This is a genomic window from Arthrobacter sorbitolis (assembly GCF_054510995.1).
Genome location: NZ_JBTNDM010000001.1, coordinates 769186 through 784184 on the forward strand (window position 1 = coordinate 769186; position 14999 = coordinate 784184).

At 67.8% G+C, this 14999-nt stretch carries 15 protein-coding genes; 7 read left to right on the top strand and 8 right to left on the bottom strand.

Features of this window, described 5'->3' with window-relative positions:
- Window positions 1–232 precede the first annotated feature (232 nt).
- Genes cls through ACX80K_RS03700 form a run of 3 tightly spaced genes read left to right on the top strand, consistent with a single transcriptional unit; the run spans window position 233 to window position 3569 of the window.
- Window positions 233–1699: a cardiolipin synthase gene (gene cls, locus ACX80K_RS03690; protein WP_459270498.1), complete on the top strand. Its 1467-nt coding sequence runs from the start codon at window positions 233–235 to the stop codon at window positions 1697–1699.
- A gap of 12 nt (window positions 1700–1711) precedes the next feature.
- Window positions 1712–2863 (top strand): AI-2E family transporter, encoded by a 1152-nt coding sequence (locus tag ACX80K_RS03695; RefSeq protein WP_459270499.1) that lies wholly within the window; start codon window positions 1712–1714, stop codon window positions 2861–2863.
- A gap of 40 nt (window positions 2864–2903) precedes the next feature.
- The gene (locus tag ACX80K_RS03700) at window positions 2904–3569 is read left to right on the top strand and encodes a GAP family protein (RefSeq protein ID WP_459270500.1); all 666 of its coding nucleotides are present in this window, start codon (window positions 2904–2906) and stop codon (window positions 3567–3569) included.
- Window positions 3570–3581: 12 nt separating this feature from the next.
- On the opposite strand, the gene ACX80K_RS03705 is transcribed toward ACX80K_RS03700, so the two are convergent.
- Entirely contained in the window at window positions 3582–3953 is a 372-nt protein-coding gene (locus tag ACX80K_RS03705; protein ID WP_459270501.1) for a VOC family protein, read from the bottom strand.
- Window positions 3954–4145: 192 nt separating this feature from the next.
- Between ACX80K_RS03705 and sigK the strand changes: the two genes are divergently transcribed.
- Window positions 4146–4775 (top strand): ECF RNA polymerase sigma factor SigK, encoded by a 630-nt coding sequence (gene sigK, locus ACX80K_RS03710; RefSeq protein ID WP_459270502.1) that lies wholly within the window; start codon window positions 4146–4148, stop codon window positions 4773–4775.
- 337 nt (window positions 4776–5112) lie between these two features.
- On the opposite strand, the gene ACX80K_RS03715 is transcribed toward sigK, so the two are convergent.
- Entirely contained in the window at window positions 5113–5676 is a 564-nt protein-coding gene (locus tag ACX80K_RS03715) for a hypothetical protein (RefSeq protein ID WP_459270503.1), read from the bottom strand.
- Window positions 5677–5763: 87 nt separating this feature from the next.
- Window positions 5764–6783: a DUF808 domain-containing protein gene (locus tag ACX80K_RS03720; RefSeq protein WP_459270504.1), complete on the bottom strand. Its 1020-nt coding sequence runs from the start codon at window positions 6781–6783 to the stop codon at window positions 5764–5766.
- A 179-nt stretch (window positions 6784–6962) separates the two neighbouring features.
- Between ACX80K_RS03720 and ACX80K_RS03725 the strand changes: the two genes are divergently transcribed.
- Window positions 6963–7436, top strand: coding sequence for a cupin domain-containing protein (locus ACX80K_RS03725; RefSeq protein WP_459270505.1), 474 nt, complete (start codon window positions 6963–6965; stop codon window positions 7434–7436).
- Between the two features lie 91 nt (window positions 7437–7527).
- On the opposite strand, the gene ACX80K_RS03730 is transcribed toward ACX80K_RS03725, so the two are convergent.
- The 5 genes from ACX80K_RS03730 to ACX80K_RS03750 all read right to left on the bottom strand — a co-directional run bounded on the left by ACX80K_RS03730 (window position 7528) and on the right by ACX80K_RS03750 (window position 13066).
- Window positions 7528–7965 (bottom strand): VOC family protein, encoded by a 438-nt coding sequence (locus tag ACX80K_RS03730; protein WP_459270506.1) that lies wholly within the window; start codon window positions 7963–7965, stop codon window positions 7528–7530.
- A 96-nt stretch (window positions 7966–8061) separates the two neighbouring features.
- Window positions 8062–9618 carry a GDSL-type esterase/lipase family protein gene (locus tag ACX80K_RS03735; RefSeq protein WP_459270507.1) on the bottom strand — a complete coding sequence of 519 codons (1557 nt, stop codon included), beginning with the start codon at window positions 9616–9618 and terminating at the stop codon, window positions 8062–8064.
- A 111-nt stretch (window positions 9619–9729) separates the two neighbouring features.
- The gene (locus ACX80K_RS03740) at window positions 9730–10680 is read right to left on the bottom strand and encodes an SGNH/GDSL hydrolase family protein (protein WP_459270508.1); all 951 of its coding nucleotides are present in this window, start codon (window positions 10678–10680) and stop codon (window positions 9730–9732) included.
- Window positions 10681–10911: 231 nt separating this feature from the next.
- Window positions 10912–11628, bottom strand: a complete 717-nt coding sequence (locus tag ACX80K_RS03745; protein WP_459270509.1) for an EAL domain-containing protein — start codon at window positions 11626–11628, stop codon at window positions 10912–10914.
- A 217-nt stretch (window positions 11629–11845) separates the two neighbouring features.
- Window positions 11846–13066, bottom strand: coding sequence for a beta-ketoacyl-[acyl-carrier-protein] synthase family protein (locus ACX80K_RS03750; RefSeq protein ID WP_459270510.1), 1221 nt, complete (start codon window positions 13064–13066; stop codon window positions 11846–11848).
- A 353-nt stretch (window positions 13067–13419) separates the two neighbouring features.
- Here ACX80K_RS03750 and ACX80K_RS03755 point away from each other — a divergent pair, with 353 nt between their 5' ends.
- Together ACX80K_RS03755 and ACX80K_RS03760 are read left to right on the top strand one after the other, a co-directional pair.
- Complete coding sequence (locus tag ACX80K_RS03755) at window positions 13420–13635, top strand: hypothetical protein (protein ID WP_459270511.1); 216 nt, start codon at window positions 13420–13422, stop codon at window positions 13633–13635.
- Window positions 13636–13857: 222 nt separating this feature from the next.
- Complete coding sequence (locus ACX80K_RS03760; protein WP_459270682.1) at window positions 13858–14916, top strand: AAA family ATPase; 1059 nt, start codon at window positions 13858–13860, stop codon at window positions 14914–14916.
- Window positions 14917–14999 lie beyond the last annotated feature (83 nt).

Here is a 14999-nt window from a genome sequence, read left to right on the forward strand (position 1 = left end):
TGGTATCCCTCGAGCCAGCGCGGCGAACCGCCAGGGAACCCTCGAACCCGCAGTGCGCGGGGAAGCAGAGGATGTCCGCCGAGGTGGCGCCTCCCTGTCCGAGCCCCTCTCATCCTTAACCTCTCATCCTTAAGGGGTGAGACCCCGGCGTTTCGCCGCGTAGACAATGAATGCAGCATGTGCGTGCCGTCAGATGGGCTGCGACACGGTCGTCAAGATCCGGGGGTGCTCGGTGGTCGCCTCTTTCCAGGACCCTGAGAGGGCTGCCTTGCTGGTGCTGGCGGTCCATCTCGTCCTGATCGCGGTAGCGGCTGTCTTCCTGTCCACGAACCGTCGGCCGTCGTCGGCCATCGCCTGGGTGCTGGCCATCGTCTTCATACCCGTGCTCGGGGCCCTCGCCTTCCTGCTCGTCGGGAATGCGAAACTGCCCAGCGCACGCCGCGAGAAGCAGCGTGAGGTGAACGCACGGGTCCTCGAACGGGCCGAGGAGCCGCCCCCGGTCACCCACGACGACGAATGGCCGGAATGGCTGCACTCCGCCGTGAGGCTGAATCGGAACCTCGGTGCGCTCCCCATGGTCGGCGGCAATACCTTCGAACTCCTCGACGACTACGCCGGCACCCTCGACTCCATGATCGACGCCGTCGACGCCGCTGACACCTACGTGCACGTCGAGTTCTACATCCTGGCCCGCGACCACACCACGGCGCCGTTCTTCGATGCGCTTGCACGCGCGACGGCACGGGGAGTCCACGTCAGGGTCCTGTCGGACCACCTCGCCGGCCTTCTGTACCCGGGGCGGAAGGAGACCCTGGACTTCCTGCGACGGGCCGGCGCCGAGTATCACCCGATGCTGCCGCTCATGCCGCTGAAGGGGAAATGGCAGCGCCCGGATCTCCGCAATCATCGGAAGATCGTGGTGATCGACGGCGAGGTGGGTTTCATGGGGTCGCAGAACCTCATCGATTCCAGTTACAACAAGGAGAGCAACAGGAAGCGCGGGCTCACCTGGCAGGAACTGATGCTCCGGGTCGAGGGACCGATCGTGCGCGAACTCGATGCGGTCTTCGCCACGGATTGGTACAGCGAATCGGGCGACGAACTGAGGCTCGGCCCGGCGTCGGTTGCAACCCGTAACGGACGGCCACTGCTCGACGCCCAGGTGCTGCCGAGCGGGCCGAGCTTCGACAGCGAGAACAATCTCAAGCTCTACACGGCGCTGATCCACAAGGCCGAACACCGCATCAGCATCACCAGCCCCTACTTCGTACCCGACGAATCCATCATGATGGCCATCGTGACGGCCGCAGCGCGGGGCCTCGACGTCGAGTTGTTCGTCTCCGAGGTGGGCGACCAGCCCCTGGTCTACCATGCGCAGCGGTCCTACTACGAGGCGCTGCTCCGCGCGGGCGTCCGCATCCACCTCTACCGCTCCCCCAAGGTCCTGCACTCGAAGCACTTCACGATCGACGAGGATGTCGCCGTGATCGGTTCGAGCAACATGGACGTGCGCTCCTTCGCCCTGAACATGGAAGTCTCCGTCCTGATCCACGGGCCATGGCTGGTCGATTCGATGCGGCAGGTGGAGGACGGGTACCGGGCGAAGAGCACCGAGCTCCTTCTCGATGACTGGATGCGACGGCCCAGGAAGCAGAAGGCGCTCGACAATCTTGCCCGGCTCACCGCATCCCTGCAGTAGAAGGAGAATCCGATGGTGCCGGAACTCCCCGGTCCTGACCAGCGACCCGCCCTACCCCGCAGCACCACGCTCCTCCTCGCGCTCGGCGGAGCGACGGTGGCAGCCTTCGGGATCGCCGCGATCCGGGATGTCTTCACCCCGGTGTTCCTGGCGTTCGTCCTCACGCTCTGCGTGCACCCTCTCCGGAGCCGGATGCAACGGCGCGGGATCCAGCGGGGCCTCGCCACGATGACGTCGATCGCCGCCGTCTTCGCCCTCCTTCTCGCGTTCGGCATGGTCCTGGTCTCTGCTCTCGCTCAGTTCTCCTCGCTTCTCCCGCAGTTCGCGCCGCAGCTGGATCGGGTGGGCGCGGCCGTGTCGGAGGCGCTGGCATCGGTGGGCTTCGGCCCGGGACAGACAGACCCGGTCCAGGAGGGGTTCACGCCCGGTGGGATCATCGGTTTCATCAACGGGCTGCTGGGAAGCGTCACGACGGTGGTGAGCGCCCTCGTGGTCGTCCTGACGATGCTGATCCTCATGGCTGTCGACGGGTCCCGCGTGTCAGCGCTCCTCACTTTCCTGACTCCCCACCGCCCGGCGCTCGTCTCCGCGTTCGTCGGTTACGGGGCCGGCGTCCGCCGCTACATGGTCGCCACGACGGTGCTCGGCGTCGCCCAGGGCGCGTTCAACTGGCTGGTGCTCGTCCTCCTCCAGGTTCCGGGCGCGCTCCTCTGGGGCCTGCTCTCCTTCATCTGCAGCTTCATCCCCAATGTCGGCTACTTCGTCGCGATCGTCCCGCCGCTGTTCTTCGGGTTCCTCAGCGGAGGGTGGCCGACCGCGATCGGGGTGATCATCGTCTACGGCGTGATCAACAGCGCCATCCAGTCCGTCATCCAGCCGAAGTACATCGGCAATGCAGTGTCACTCAGCGAGACCCTGACGTTCGTCTCCGTGCTCTTCTGGGCCCTGATCCTGGGGCCGGTCGGTGCCATCCTCGCCGTGCCGCTGACCCTGCTGGTCCGGGCGGTCCTCATCGACGCGGATCCGTCGGCGGCATGGCGGAGGGCTCTGACCGGGGACACGTCGGACCTCCAGGAGATCCTCGAGGACGAGGACAGCGAGATACGGACCCGGCGTGCCCGGTGGAGAGCGCGGCTCCCCTCTCCACGCGAGGAGGAGGCATGACGTCTCCCCCCGTATGCCGGCGACGCCGCGTGAGTCCCCCATGCTGAGTCTCCTGGTCAGCCTGTTGCCCCTCGCCCTGGCAGGGGCGATGAGCACGATACCCGCCAGCGTGACCATCATCATCCTGCTGTCCCCGAACGCCCACCGCGGCGCCCTGTCGTTCCTCACCGGCAGCCTCGCCGGGGCCGTCCTCCTGGTGGGTGGTGCCACCATCGGTCTGCGGTTCCTACCGGTCCGCCAGGGCGCGGACCAGAACCTGCAGCTGGCGCTGGTCGGCCTCGTCATTGCTGCCTCGACGATCGCCTACGCCGTCCACCTCCTGGTACGCCCCCGCAGGACGGACAGCGCGGTGCGGGGCAGGCTGCGGGCCCGGGTCGGGTCGGCCCGTCCCTGGGAGTTCCTGATCCTGGGAGTGGCCCTGAACCTGCGGCCGAAAGCGATCCTGCTCTCCCTGACCGCGGGCGCGCTCATCGGGCTCCAGGAGCTCCGGCTTCTCGCAGGGACGCTGGTCGTCCTCGGCTACGTGCTGGTCGCCCACGCGGAGATCCTCCTGCCGATCGTCCTCCGGATGCGGCGGCCGGAGCACGCCGATGCGATGCTGACCGGTCTGGACGCGTGGATGGAGCGCCACAGCCAGACGATCACGGGCGCCACCCTCCTGATCGTCGGGCTGTTCATCGCGGGCTTGAGTGTGGCGCGGCTCTGATGGCGGCGCGGCTCACTGCGCAGCGATCACGCTCATGATGTTGCCCGACGGGTCCGTGAACCAGGCGATGAGCGGGCCGCCCCGCCGGTTCACGCCCCTCTCGTCCGTCATGCCGTCGTAGTGGAGGAAGGCGACACCCCTGGCCGTGAGTTCGTCGACCGCGGCGTCGACGTCGGCCACCGGGAAGTTGAGGACGGTGAAGGACGCGGGTGTGTGGTCCGGGCCCTTGGGATATGCGAGGACGTGGTGGCTGCTCCCCAGCTCGATCGACAGCATCCCGTGATCCTCGCTGACCGACAGTCCGAGGACGTCCTCGTAGAACGCCTTCGCCTCGGGGACGTCGCGCACCGAGAAACCGCTGAACGCCTTCGTCGCATCGATCATGCGACCCAGTGTGCCACCGCAGGTCGGCTGCCGACAGCCCCGCAGGATGTCCGCACCTTTCACTTTTCTCCTGTCGGACACCGGCGACGTGTGGTTGGCTGTTCCTAGGTTACTTAGCAATGCGATGGATGGCGGCACACCGTGCCCTCACCAGCTCATTGACGCCGATGGTGACCAGAAGGTCTCACGCACATGCTCACTGCCCCGATCCCGGCCGTGTCCCCCTCACCGCCTCCGTTCGTCGCGCTCCCCGTCGACGATCTCGACCAACGCGCCGGCGAACCGGGGGCGCTGCTCGTCCGGGTCGGGCAGGGTGATGTGCAGGCGTTCGACGACCTCTACAAGCAGACCTCGCGCCGCGTCTACGGAATCGTCCGCAGGATCGTCTGCGATACCGAGATGAGCGCCGAGACGACGCAGGACGTCTTCCTCGCCCTCTGGCAGGGCGGAGCAGCGCGCTTCGATCCTGCCCTGGGCACCGGGATGTCCTGGATCATGACGCTCGCGTACCGGCGCGCGGTCGACAAGGTCCGCGCAGAGGAATCCCACCGCACCAGGGACCTCCGGTGGGGCATCAAAAACCAGGACGTCGACTACGACCAGGTCGCCGATGCCGTCCTGCACCGACTCGAGACGGAAGCTCTCAGGGGGAGTCTGAGCAGCCTGTCCGGTGTGCAACGCGAAGCGATCCATCTCGCGTACTACGCGGGAATGACCTACGCCGAGGTCGCCGCGTATCTCGGGATCCCCCTACCCACCGCCAAGACCCGCATCCGGGACGGCATCAGGCGACTCAGGACCTCCCTGCAGGACGCGGCCTGAGCCGACCTCCGGTCCGTGGATCGGCGTCGAGCCGGCGAACCGCGGATGCGACCTGATGGCCTGATCGGAGCGCCGTGACGGCTGCGCCTGCCCTGGCGGCTCACGCGATGAGGCACGAAGAAGCGCCGACAACTCCCCCCGGCCGCCGGCTGCTTGAAGACCGGGAGGAATCCCACGTTCGTGCACGAGGCTCGTCGGTGTGTCCGGCGGAGTCCCGCGAACGAGGTCGGGGGAACATCTTCAGGGTGTTCCCAGTATGTACCCCCGGGTCACCAGCACCTGACCGGACGCATCAGGTTTCCCGCAGGCAGTGCGCCGGTCGTGCAGCGTAGGCCCGTCATCGTCGTCCGAAGAGCCCGAGGCTGTACGCGAGCAGGAGGCACGACATCGCCGCCCCGGCGAGGACGGCGGACAGGAGTGCGCCGGTCGTCGTGCCGATCACGAGGCCGGCGCCGCCGAGGACGACGAGCGTCCCGCCCAGCGTGTAGAACATGCGCTCGGTGAATGCCCAGGCGAACGGCAGGAAGTGCACACCCACGACCAGGGTGATCAGTGCCGGCTGGAGATGCCCCGCTCCGGCCTCGCCGAGCAGGCGGGTGCCCGCCGCGATCGCTGCGAACTCGGCCACCACGCACAGGACGTAGACGCCCATCTGCCGGAGGCCCGCAGGGACGAGCGGCCCCAACGGACGCGGACTGACGAACAGGAACCAGAGCGTTGCCGCCACGGTCACGAGGACCAGGACGCGGGCACCGACGGCGAACAGGTCGGAGAAGCCGGGCGTGTAGCCGAAGACGAAGACACACGCTCCGACCAGTCCGATCAGCGTCCCGAACCGCCTGGGATCGACGAAGCGGGGTGGGGAGTCCGCGGGCAGGCCACGCGGGGCGAGGTCCATCATGGCGCCAGCCTGCCAGAGGTGCGGGAGAAGCAACACCCCTCGCGCGTCGACGTCGTGGCGGCCCGGGTCGCCGGCGCGCAGGTGGAGTCAGTCGGCAGGGTCGGCTGTGCGTTTGGCCGGGCGATAACCGGCGACCGCGGCCCGGACGTCGCCCTCCTCGTGCCCGCCCTTCTTGCCGAACGGCAGCAGCTTCAGCAGCGGGTGCACGATCGCCAGGACGGCGAGGCCCCAGGCGAAGCCGAGGACGGCCGAGCACAGGGTGTTCACGAGCCAGGCCAGGAAACCGCCGACCACCGGGATGCCGGCGAAGGGGGCCTCGAGGGCGTGGACCAGGTCGTACGGAAGATGCCAGCCGAGGTCGTAGGCCCCCTGCAGCATGATGTGGCCGCCGACCCACAGCATGGCGATCGTGCCGACGAGGGTGATCGCGGTCAGCACGGTGGGCATCCCCCGGACGAGCAGTTCGCCGAAGCGCTGGGAGCCCGCGGAGTCCTTCGTCGTCAGGTGCAGACCGAAGTCGTCCATCTTGACGATGAGGGCTACCGCACCGTAGACGAGCACCGTGATCGCGAGCGCGACGACGACGAGGATGAGCGCCCGGACCCACAGGGACTCGTCGGCCACCTCGTTCATCGAGATGACCATGATCTCGCAGGAGAGGATGAAGTCGGTGGTGATGGCGCCCTTGGTGACCTTGGCTTCCGCTTCCGGGCCCCGCTCGACCGCCGGCGCCTTCTCGGCCTCGGAATGGCCGCTGAACTTGTGCCAGACCTTCTCGGCACCCTCGTAGCAGAGGTAGGTGCCGCCCAGCATGAGGATGAACGGGATGATCGCGGGGACGAAGGCGCTCACGAGCAGCAGCGCCGGCAGGATGATCAACAGCTTGTTCCGGAGTGAGCCCCAGAAGATCCGCTTGATCATCGGCAGTTCACGGGACGGGTCGGCCCCGGACACGTACTGCGGGGTGACGGCGGCGTCGTCGATGACCACCCCGGCGGCCTTGGCTCCCGCCTTCGCGGCACCGGCAGCGACGTCGTCGATCGACGCGGCTGCTATGCGCGTCAGCGCTGCGACGTCGTCCAGCAGGGCGACGAGACCCCCGCTCATGGTCGACTCCCGGACGGCTCGGGGACGGACGGCTGGGAGTGGGAGCCTCGGGTGAGGCGGCTGATCGGCATGCTTGGATTATAGGGCGGCGGCGTGGTGCATCGCCCGACGGGGCGTCGTCGCGCGGCGTTCCTCCTGTCTTCCCGCACCCCGAGCGGGAAATGGGACAGAATGCGGTCATGGACATCACTGACAACGGACCGAACCCGAACGCCTTCGACATCGAGAGTGCTGCGACCGAGAACTCCGCCTACCGCCGCGTCGCCTGGACGGGCAGGCACCTGCAGGTGACACTCATGTCGATCGAGCCCGGCGGGGCGATCGGCCTCGAGGTGCATCACGGTACCGACCAGTTCCTGCGCATCGATGCCGGGAAGGGCCGCGTGAAGATGGGGCCCTCGAAGGACGACCTCTCGTTCCAGCAGGACGTCGAGGACGGCTGGAGCATCCAGGTGCCCGCCGGTACCTGGCACGACGTCGAGAACACCGGGGACGAGCCACTGCGTCTCTACACGATCTACGCGCCCACGCACCACGCGCAGGGCATCGTGCAGGAGACCCCCGAGGCCGCCGAGAAGGACGAGGAGCAGGGCCGCGACGAGCCACCGTCGTGGGTCGAGGAGGTTGACGACAAGGGCGAGGAGAGCGCCTGAGCAGGCGCACCGCGGACGGTTCTGCAGACGTGCGTCGACCGCCCCCTTGCTGGACGGGCGGTCGACGGCGCTTCCTACTCGGGGTCTCCCGTCAGCTCTTGTCCAGAGCCTCGGCGAGCATCACGATGATGCCGCTGGGGCCGCGAACATAGGTGAGTTTGTAGGCGTCCCCGTAGGTCGCCACGCCGCGCAGGGGGTAGCAGCCGTGCCCGGCGGCGATCTCGAGTGCCCTGTCGATGTCGTCGACCGAGAACGCGACGCGGTGCATGCCGATCTCGTTGGGGCGGGTGGGTTGCGTCTCGATCGCGTCCGGGTGGAGGTACTCGAAGAGTTCGAGGCGCCCCTTCCCCTCCGGAGTCTGCAGCATGGCGATCCTGGCGTGGTTGCCGTCGAGGCCGACCGCGGTGTCGGCCCACTCTCCGCTGATGGTGTCGCGGCCGAGGACAGTGAGCCCGAGGTCGGTGAAGAAGGCGATCGCTTCTTCGATGTCGCGGACCGCGATACCGACGTTCTCGAGTTCGATTGGCATGCGGCACACGCTACCAAGAGCCGGCAAGCCCGTCCCCCCGGAGCAGCAACGGTCACCGATAGCCGTCTCCCGCTGCGGTGTGCCTGCCGTCCTTCGTCACCTGCCCAGTGCGGCTGCCAACCTCCCGGTGTACAGCGTCGCGACAGCATCGTGCCCGGCCTGCGCCAGGTGGACATCATCCAGGTACTGGGCATTGGCATCGCTGGCGAGGCCCGCGACGGAGATGAAAGTGACACCCTGACTCGCAGCATTGGCGGCCAGGACACCGTCGATGTGACGGCGCTGGACGTGCTGGGCGTCGTTGCGGGACATGACACCGTTGATCACGATCCTGCTCTGCGGGTACATCAGCTTCAGCTTCGCCCAGAGGGCCGAGCTGTCGGCGATGACCTGCGCGTCGGTCTTCCATGTGGTCGCGTCGTTGCCGCCCATGGAGACCAGGACCAGGCCGGGAGTTCCGCCCGGGAAGGGTAGGAGTCCCTGCTGGACTGCCGTCCAGCCGGTTCCACCGGCCCAGGGGCTGGAGGTGGAGTAACCCAGGCCACCGAATGCCAGGTGCGAAGCCTGATCGGTGTAGCCCACGGCCCGGGCGCCCTGCTCGCTCCAGGAGTTCCCGTCGAGCTGCGAATCCCCGTAGAGCACCACCGACGTCGCGGTGGCCACCACATCGGTGAACGGGTACACGGGTCCTCCCGGAGGCACGGTCGCGGGAGCCGCGTTCGTCGTGATCACGCCCCTCTCCAGCTGGGTGTGGGTGCCGGCGGCGTCCTTCCAGGTGTCGGTCGTCGGCCAGCCGTACCTGCCGAAGTCCTGGGCCAGCGTGTTGAAGTGGGCGGTGTCGATACTCCTGGGACCGGTGTTCCAGGCCCAGGTGATCACGCCTCCCTGGAAGCGCTGGTAGAAGCCGCCTTGCCAGGCGACCTTGGGGCTCGTCGGCATGCCCAGGTAGGACTCCGGTCCGCCCTTGTTCTCGTAGGAGGTCTGGATGTGGCCGCCCGTGGTGGAGTTCGTCCCGCTGGCGGCCGACCAGTAGACCTTCCCACCCTCGAAGTCCTGCCGCACACCGTTCCTGACGGCGATTTCTTCGGATCTGGGATAGCCGAGGAAGCCGCGCTCGTACCGGGTGGCCGCGTAGTAGCCCTTGATCGCGCCTGCGACGACCCGTGCGCCCGTCGCCGGCGACCAGTACACGTAGCCGTTCTGGAAGTTCTGCACCGCCCCACCACGGACGGTGAGCCCGAATTCGTCATCGGTGGGGAAGCCGAGGAATCCCCTCGTCCACCCGGAGGCCGCGTACCGTGCACCGATGGCGTAATTGAGCACCATCTGAGCGCCGGTCCTTTGCGTCCACAGGATGTAGCCCTTCTGGAAGCGCTGTGAACAACTGACGGCGTCGCAGTTCTTGCTGCCGATCGGATTCCCGAGCTTGGCGCGGTTGGCGTTCCACTTGGTGTAGGTCAATCCGTCGACGGTATAGCCGGCGACATTGATCATGGGCAGGACAACGGTCTGCGCGGGAACCGCCTGCGCAGGGGGCGCAGCGCCGATTCCGGCCAGCAGGATGCCGCCTGCCACCACCAGCGAGGTCAGTGCGGATGCGCTCCGGCGTGGAAGGCGCCGGTGAATCAGCGAAGTATGGACAACGTTGGCCATGGATTCCCCCGTTTGTGGGCTCGTTGAAGGAAGACTACTCGGTGCCGGGCGGGGCGCCAATGGCAAGTGAAGCGAATCCCTCCTGATGCTTCGGAGAACTCATCCGGTCATTCAGGGCTGGGCATCGGGCGGTGTCTGATGCACGCTGGTGAGGCCGCGCGGGGTGAGCTGCATGTCCTGCAACTGGGTGGCCAGTACACCGGCCAGGCGATCATGACCGGCCTGCGTCAGATGCACCGTGTCGGCCATCTCGGCACCTGCCTGGAAACGGGTCAGCCAATCGCCCGGGCTGATGAAGACGAGGCTGCGACTCATGGCGAAGGCGCCCAGAACGCCGTCCACCTCAGCGCGTCGTCCGCCACCATGGGCGACTCCTGTTGCGAGGGTCCCGATCATGACGATCTTCGATGAGACGTACGTCCGGCTGAGCGTGGAGACCACCGCGTCGGCGCCTCCGATGATCTGCTCATCGGTAGCACCCAGCGCCGCGTCGTTGCCTCCGCCTTGGACGACGATGAGGGCAGGATCCACGCACGGCAGCACCCACTGTCCCTGGAGGAGCGCCGAGGGGTAGTTGGTCGCGCCGCTGTCGTTCATGGCGACGAACCCTGTTCCACCCGCCCCCACGAAACGGACGTGGTATCCCACTCCTCGCAGCGCGGCCTGCGTCCAGGTCCGGTCGGCGGCGACCCCGGCCGCACCACTGGACTGGGAATCACCGATCAGCAGGGCTGTCCGACCGGGATCCGGCAGTTCCAGCCCGGGCCCTCGGCTGATGGGGTCGATGCACGGTGCAGGAGGCGGTTCGGGGGCGGGCGGGGGTACGACGGCTACCGTCGGGCTCGCGGATGCCGCCGGGGCCGCTGTGGCAGCCTGCGCGGTAGGCGACGGGTCGGCCGATACCGTGGGCGAGGTTGCGGTCCTCGCCGAAGGAGAGCCGGTACCGCCGCCGTCGGCCGCTGTCGCCATGAGCAGAATCCCGGCGGCCAGACTCGCGCCCATGGTCATCGCAGCCCGGAATCGTCTGTGTCGTGTCCTGTGAATGGTGTCCCCCTGCAGCATCCGAACCCTCCGAGTCCGCCATCGATGCGACGGACGTCGGTCAGAGCAGTATCGGCCGCGGAGCTCGAACCGGTGCCGAGGGCCTCACGACTCTCCAGCACTGTTCCGGACATCAGAATTCCCGGAGAACCGACGAGGGCCTCGCGGACGAACACCTCCGCAGAATAACCCGGAATACGCGAAAGAGTGATTCGCAGGCCTCGAAGTGGAACGCGTAGGGAGGCGGAGCGCCTAAGCGACAGCGCCGATGTCGGGCACGAACCCGAACCGTATCTGCGGGAGTTTCTCGAATGCAGGCTTCGCGAACCAGTATCCCTGGAACAGGCGGATGCCACGTGTCTTCAGGAACAGGAACTCCGCCTCGGTCTCGATGCCTTCTGCGAGCACTGTGATGCCGAGGTCCTCGGCGATTCCCACGATGCCCGCGACGACGGCCTGGCGGGCCGGGCTGCTCTCCACTCCCCGGACGAGCTTCATGTCGATCTTGATCAGGTCCGGCTGGAACTCGACGAGGAGTCCCAGTCCCGCATGGCCGGCACCGAAGTCGTCGATGGCGGTGGTGAAACCATGCTTCCGATATTCGGTGATGATGTTCGTCAGGTGGGCGGTGTCCGCAACCTCCTCGTTCTCCGTGAATTCGAACATGATCGACGACGTCGGGAAGCTGCACCGGGCAGCTGCGAGCAGCGTCGCCCGAAGGCAGGCAGCCGGTTCGTAGACCGCATTGGGCATGAAGTTGATCGACAGCTTCAAGTCCTCGCCCGCGGGGAACAGGCGCGATGCCAGCTCGATCGCCTTGACGCGGCAGTCCTGGTCGAAGCGATACTTCTGCTCCGGTGAGACCTGCGACAGGACCTGGGAAGCCCCCTCCCCCGACAGGCCTCTGACGAGCGCCTCATAGCCCCACACGCGGTCGTCGACGGCGTCGTAGATCGGTTGGAAAGCCATACTGAACTCGAAGTCGAGCCTTGTGGATGTCGCGCAGCCGTTGCATGCCATGCAGAACGCCCCCTCACTGGTCTCGTCCACCCTAGGACACGCGGTGCAGCACGGCCTCGAGGCACGGCGAGGCATCCACCGCGTGCAGGATCGGCCGACGTGCTCTACCGACCTTGGAGAGCGTCGAGCCACCGAGGGACAGATTGCTCCTCCCCCGGTGGCCGTGTCACGCAGCGGTGATGACGAGGGCGGTGCTGTGGCCGCCGAACCCGAAGGCGTTGGTGATGGCAGCTGTCGAGCTCGCACACCCGGTCGTGGCGTCGATGACGTTCAGGTGGATCCCGGGGTCGGGGTTCTCGAAGTTGAGGGTGCCGGGGAGTTGCCCCGTCCTCAGGGCCTGCAGGGTGACGATGGCACCGAGCGTCCCGGCTCCGCCCAGCAAGTGCCCTGTCATGGACTTGGTGGAGGTGACCGGCACCTCGTTGCCGACCACGGTACTGATCGCACCTGCTTCGAGGAGGTCACCGACAGGCGTGGAGGTGGCGTGGGCGTGGACGAAGTCGATGTCCGACCCCGTGAGCCCTGCCGCGGCGAGCGCCTTCTGCATGACCCGGTGCTGGATGGCTTGGTCGGCGGCCACGATGTCCCCGGCATCGGAGGTGACGGCAGTCCCGGCGACCCGACCGAGGATCTCGGCTCCCCGCGCCCGCGCGAAATCCTCCCGCTCGAGGACGATGATGCCGGCGCCCTCTGCCATGACGAACCCGTTCCGGTCCCGGTCGAAAGGCCGCGAAGCCGCCGCCGGGTCGCCGCCACTCGTCGAGAGGGCCCGAAGTTGAGCGAAGCCGCTGATCGCCAGCTCGTTGACGCATGCATCGACTCCCCCGGCCACGACGACATCCACCGCGCCCGACGCGATCATCTCGACACCCTGGGCGATCGCTTCGGCCCCCGAGGCGCAGGCACTCACGGGGGTACGGGCACCTCCCTGCGCGCCGATATCGATCGACACCCACGCCGAAGGTCCGTTCACCATGATCTGCGTCAGCGTGTGCGGCGAGACCCGGCGCGACCCTCCGGTATCCAGCGTCCGGAGCTGGGACAGCACGGTACCCAGACCGCCGTAGCCCGAGCCGATCACGACAGCGAGCCTGTCGGGTTCGACGGCCGGGCGGCCGGCCTGCTCCCAGGCCTCCCGCGACGCGACCAGTGCCAGGTGCCCACAGCGATCCATGCGCCGGAACTCCCTGGTGGACAGCGAAGCTGCGGGATCGGCCGGGACGAGCCCGGCCACGCGCACCGGCAGCTCCTGCGCCCATGGCTGGTCCAGGGCCGCGATTCCGGACCGACCCTCGAGAAGGCCGTCCCAGGTTTGGGCGACCGTCCCTCCGAGGGGGGTCATCGCACCCATACCGGTCACCACTACCCCACGCGCACTCTCGACCACAGCAATCCCGTCCTTATCCGTCGAACAAAAGCGTCCGGCCCGCTCGCACCACCTGCTGCCGGCTACCGGGACCTACTCCAGTACCTCACGAAAGGGCACCCGATCCACGACAACCGCGTGTCCCGCGCAGGGTTTACATGACTCCTCCCCGTGTCGCAGCCTCGTCGGCCGGATCCGCACCGGGAGCTCGGGCGACTGCCGGCTCCGTCTCCGGGCATGTCGGGCTGGTGTCGTTCTGCATCTCCCGCCATCGTGCAAGGGCAATCGAGGAGCGCCCTGTTGCTTCCCCCGCTCGACCCGACGCACCGACAATGAACGAGAGGAACAGGGCAACGGAGCTCTCGGGAGGAAGCATGACGTCGGATCATCTGGAACGGGTTGCTACTGTCGCGCGGTCCACGGGCGACTCCGTCGACGCGGACCCGCCGGCGGAGCTCCAGCGGGCGGTCGCCTCGGCTGTCAGTAGCGGCGTGCCGCTGGCCCTCGTCGCTGCCGTCGCCGACCTGCCGCTGCTTGCCGTCCTGGACGCCGTCGACGCGTTGGCCGCGTCGCAGCCCGGCAGCGTCTGACCCGACCGCGCCCGCCGGCGGGCGCGGAGCCAGCCCTTCGTCGGCAGCCTGCACCGGCGGTGCAGGCGAACGGCAGGACCTGTTCCGCGACGCGATCGGGGCGGTCCGACCTGCAGTACTACAGTGGGGATCCACCCACCAACGACCCCCGCGGACCACTGCATCGATCCGACCACTGCGGATCCTCTGCTCGCGTCCCAGGGATGGCTACAGGAGAATCGCATGGCTGCCAGCCGGAATCCACTCGATGAGTTGCGCGAGACCCTCGGCCACCTGGCCGATCAGCTCAAGCTTCCGGGCTCCGAGCGGATCGACGACCGCGTCGGAGAGTTCTTCAGCACGCGGCCCGGCCCGGCCCGGCCGCTCTCCGAGGTGCAGGCCGAGCTCGACGCCCTGGTCGGCCTGGAGACGGTGAAGGAACAGGTGCGGGCGCTCGTCGCGCTGCTCCAGGTCCAGGCCCGCCGCAAGGCGCACGGCCTGCCGGAGGTCGCCACATCGCAGCATCTGGTGTTCCTCGGAAATCCCGGCACCGGCAAGACGACCGTGGCGCGGCTCCTGGCCGAGATGTATCGCGCGGTCGGGCTGCTGCAGAAGGGCCATCTGGTCGAGGTCGATCGGTCGGGCCTGGTGGGGCAGTACGTCGGTGCGACGGCGATCAAGACGGACCGGGTCATCCGCCGGGCGCTCGACGGCGTCCTGTTCATCGACGAGGCCTACGCCCTGACACCGGAGGACGGCCGGATGGATTTCGGCCCCGAAGCGATCGAGGTCCTGCTCAAGCGGATGGAGGACCATCGCCACCGCCTGGTGGTCATCGTCGCCGGCTACCCGCGGCTGATGGAGTCGTTCCTGCTGTCCAATCCCGGCCTGCGCTCCCGGTTCGCGCGCGAGATCACCTTCCCCGACTACTCGGTCGATGCGCTCGAGACGATCTTCAGCCAGATGCTGGCCCAGCACGAGTACACGCTGGAGCCGGGCGCGGATCAGATGCTGCGCCGCATCCTCGGGAACGTCCACGCCGGCGAGGACTCCGGTAATGCGCGCTTCGCCCGCACGCTGTTCGAGCAGGCGCTCAACCGGCAGGCGCTGAGGTTGTCGCTCGATGCGGACCGGAGTCTCGATGCGCTCGATCGTGATGACGTCATGACGCTCACCACGGACGACCTCGTCCAGGCCGCGCAGGCTCTGGGCGAGCAACCGGAGCCGGAGGTCGAGTCCCGGCCGACGCCCGAATCGAAGCCGTCGGGGTGGTGGCGCTGGCTGCTGTCCTCCGATCAGTAGGACGGATGCCTCCCGCCGGGCGGAAAGGTCCTGCCGCCCGTCGGCCGTCGCCCGTGCCACAGAACATGGACCCAGGTCGCTAG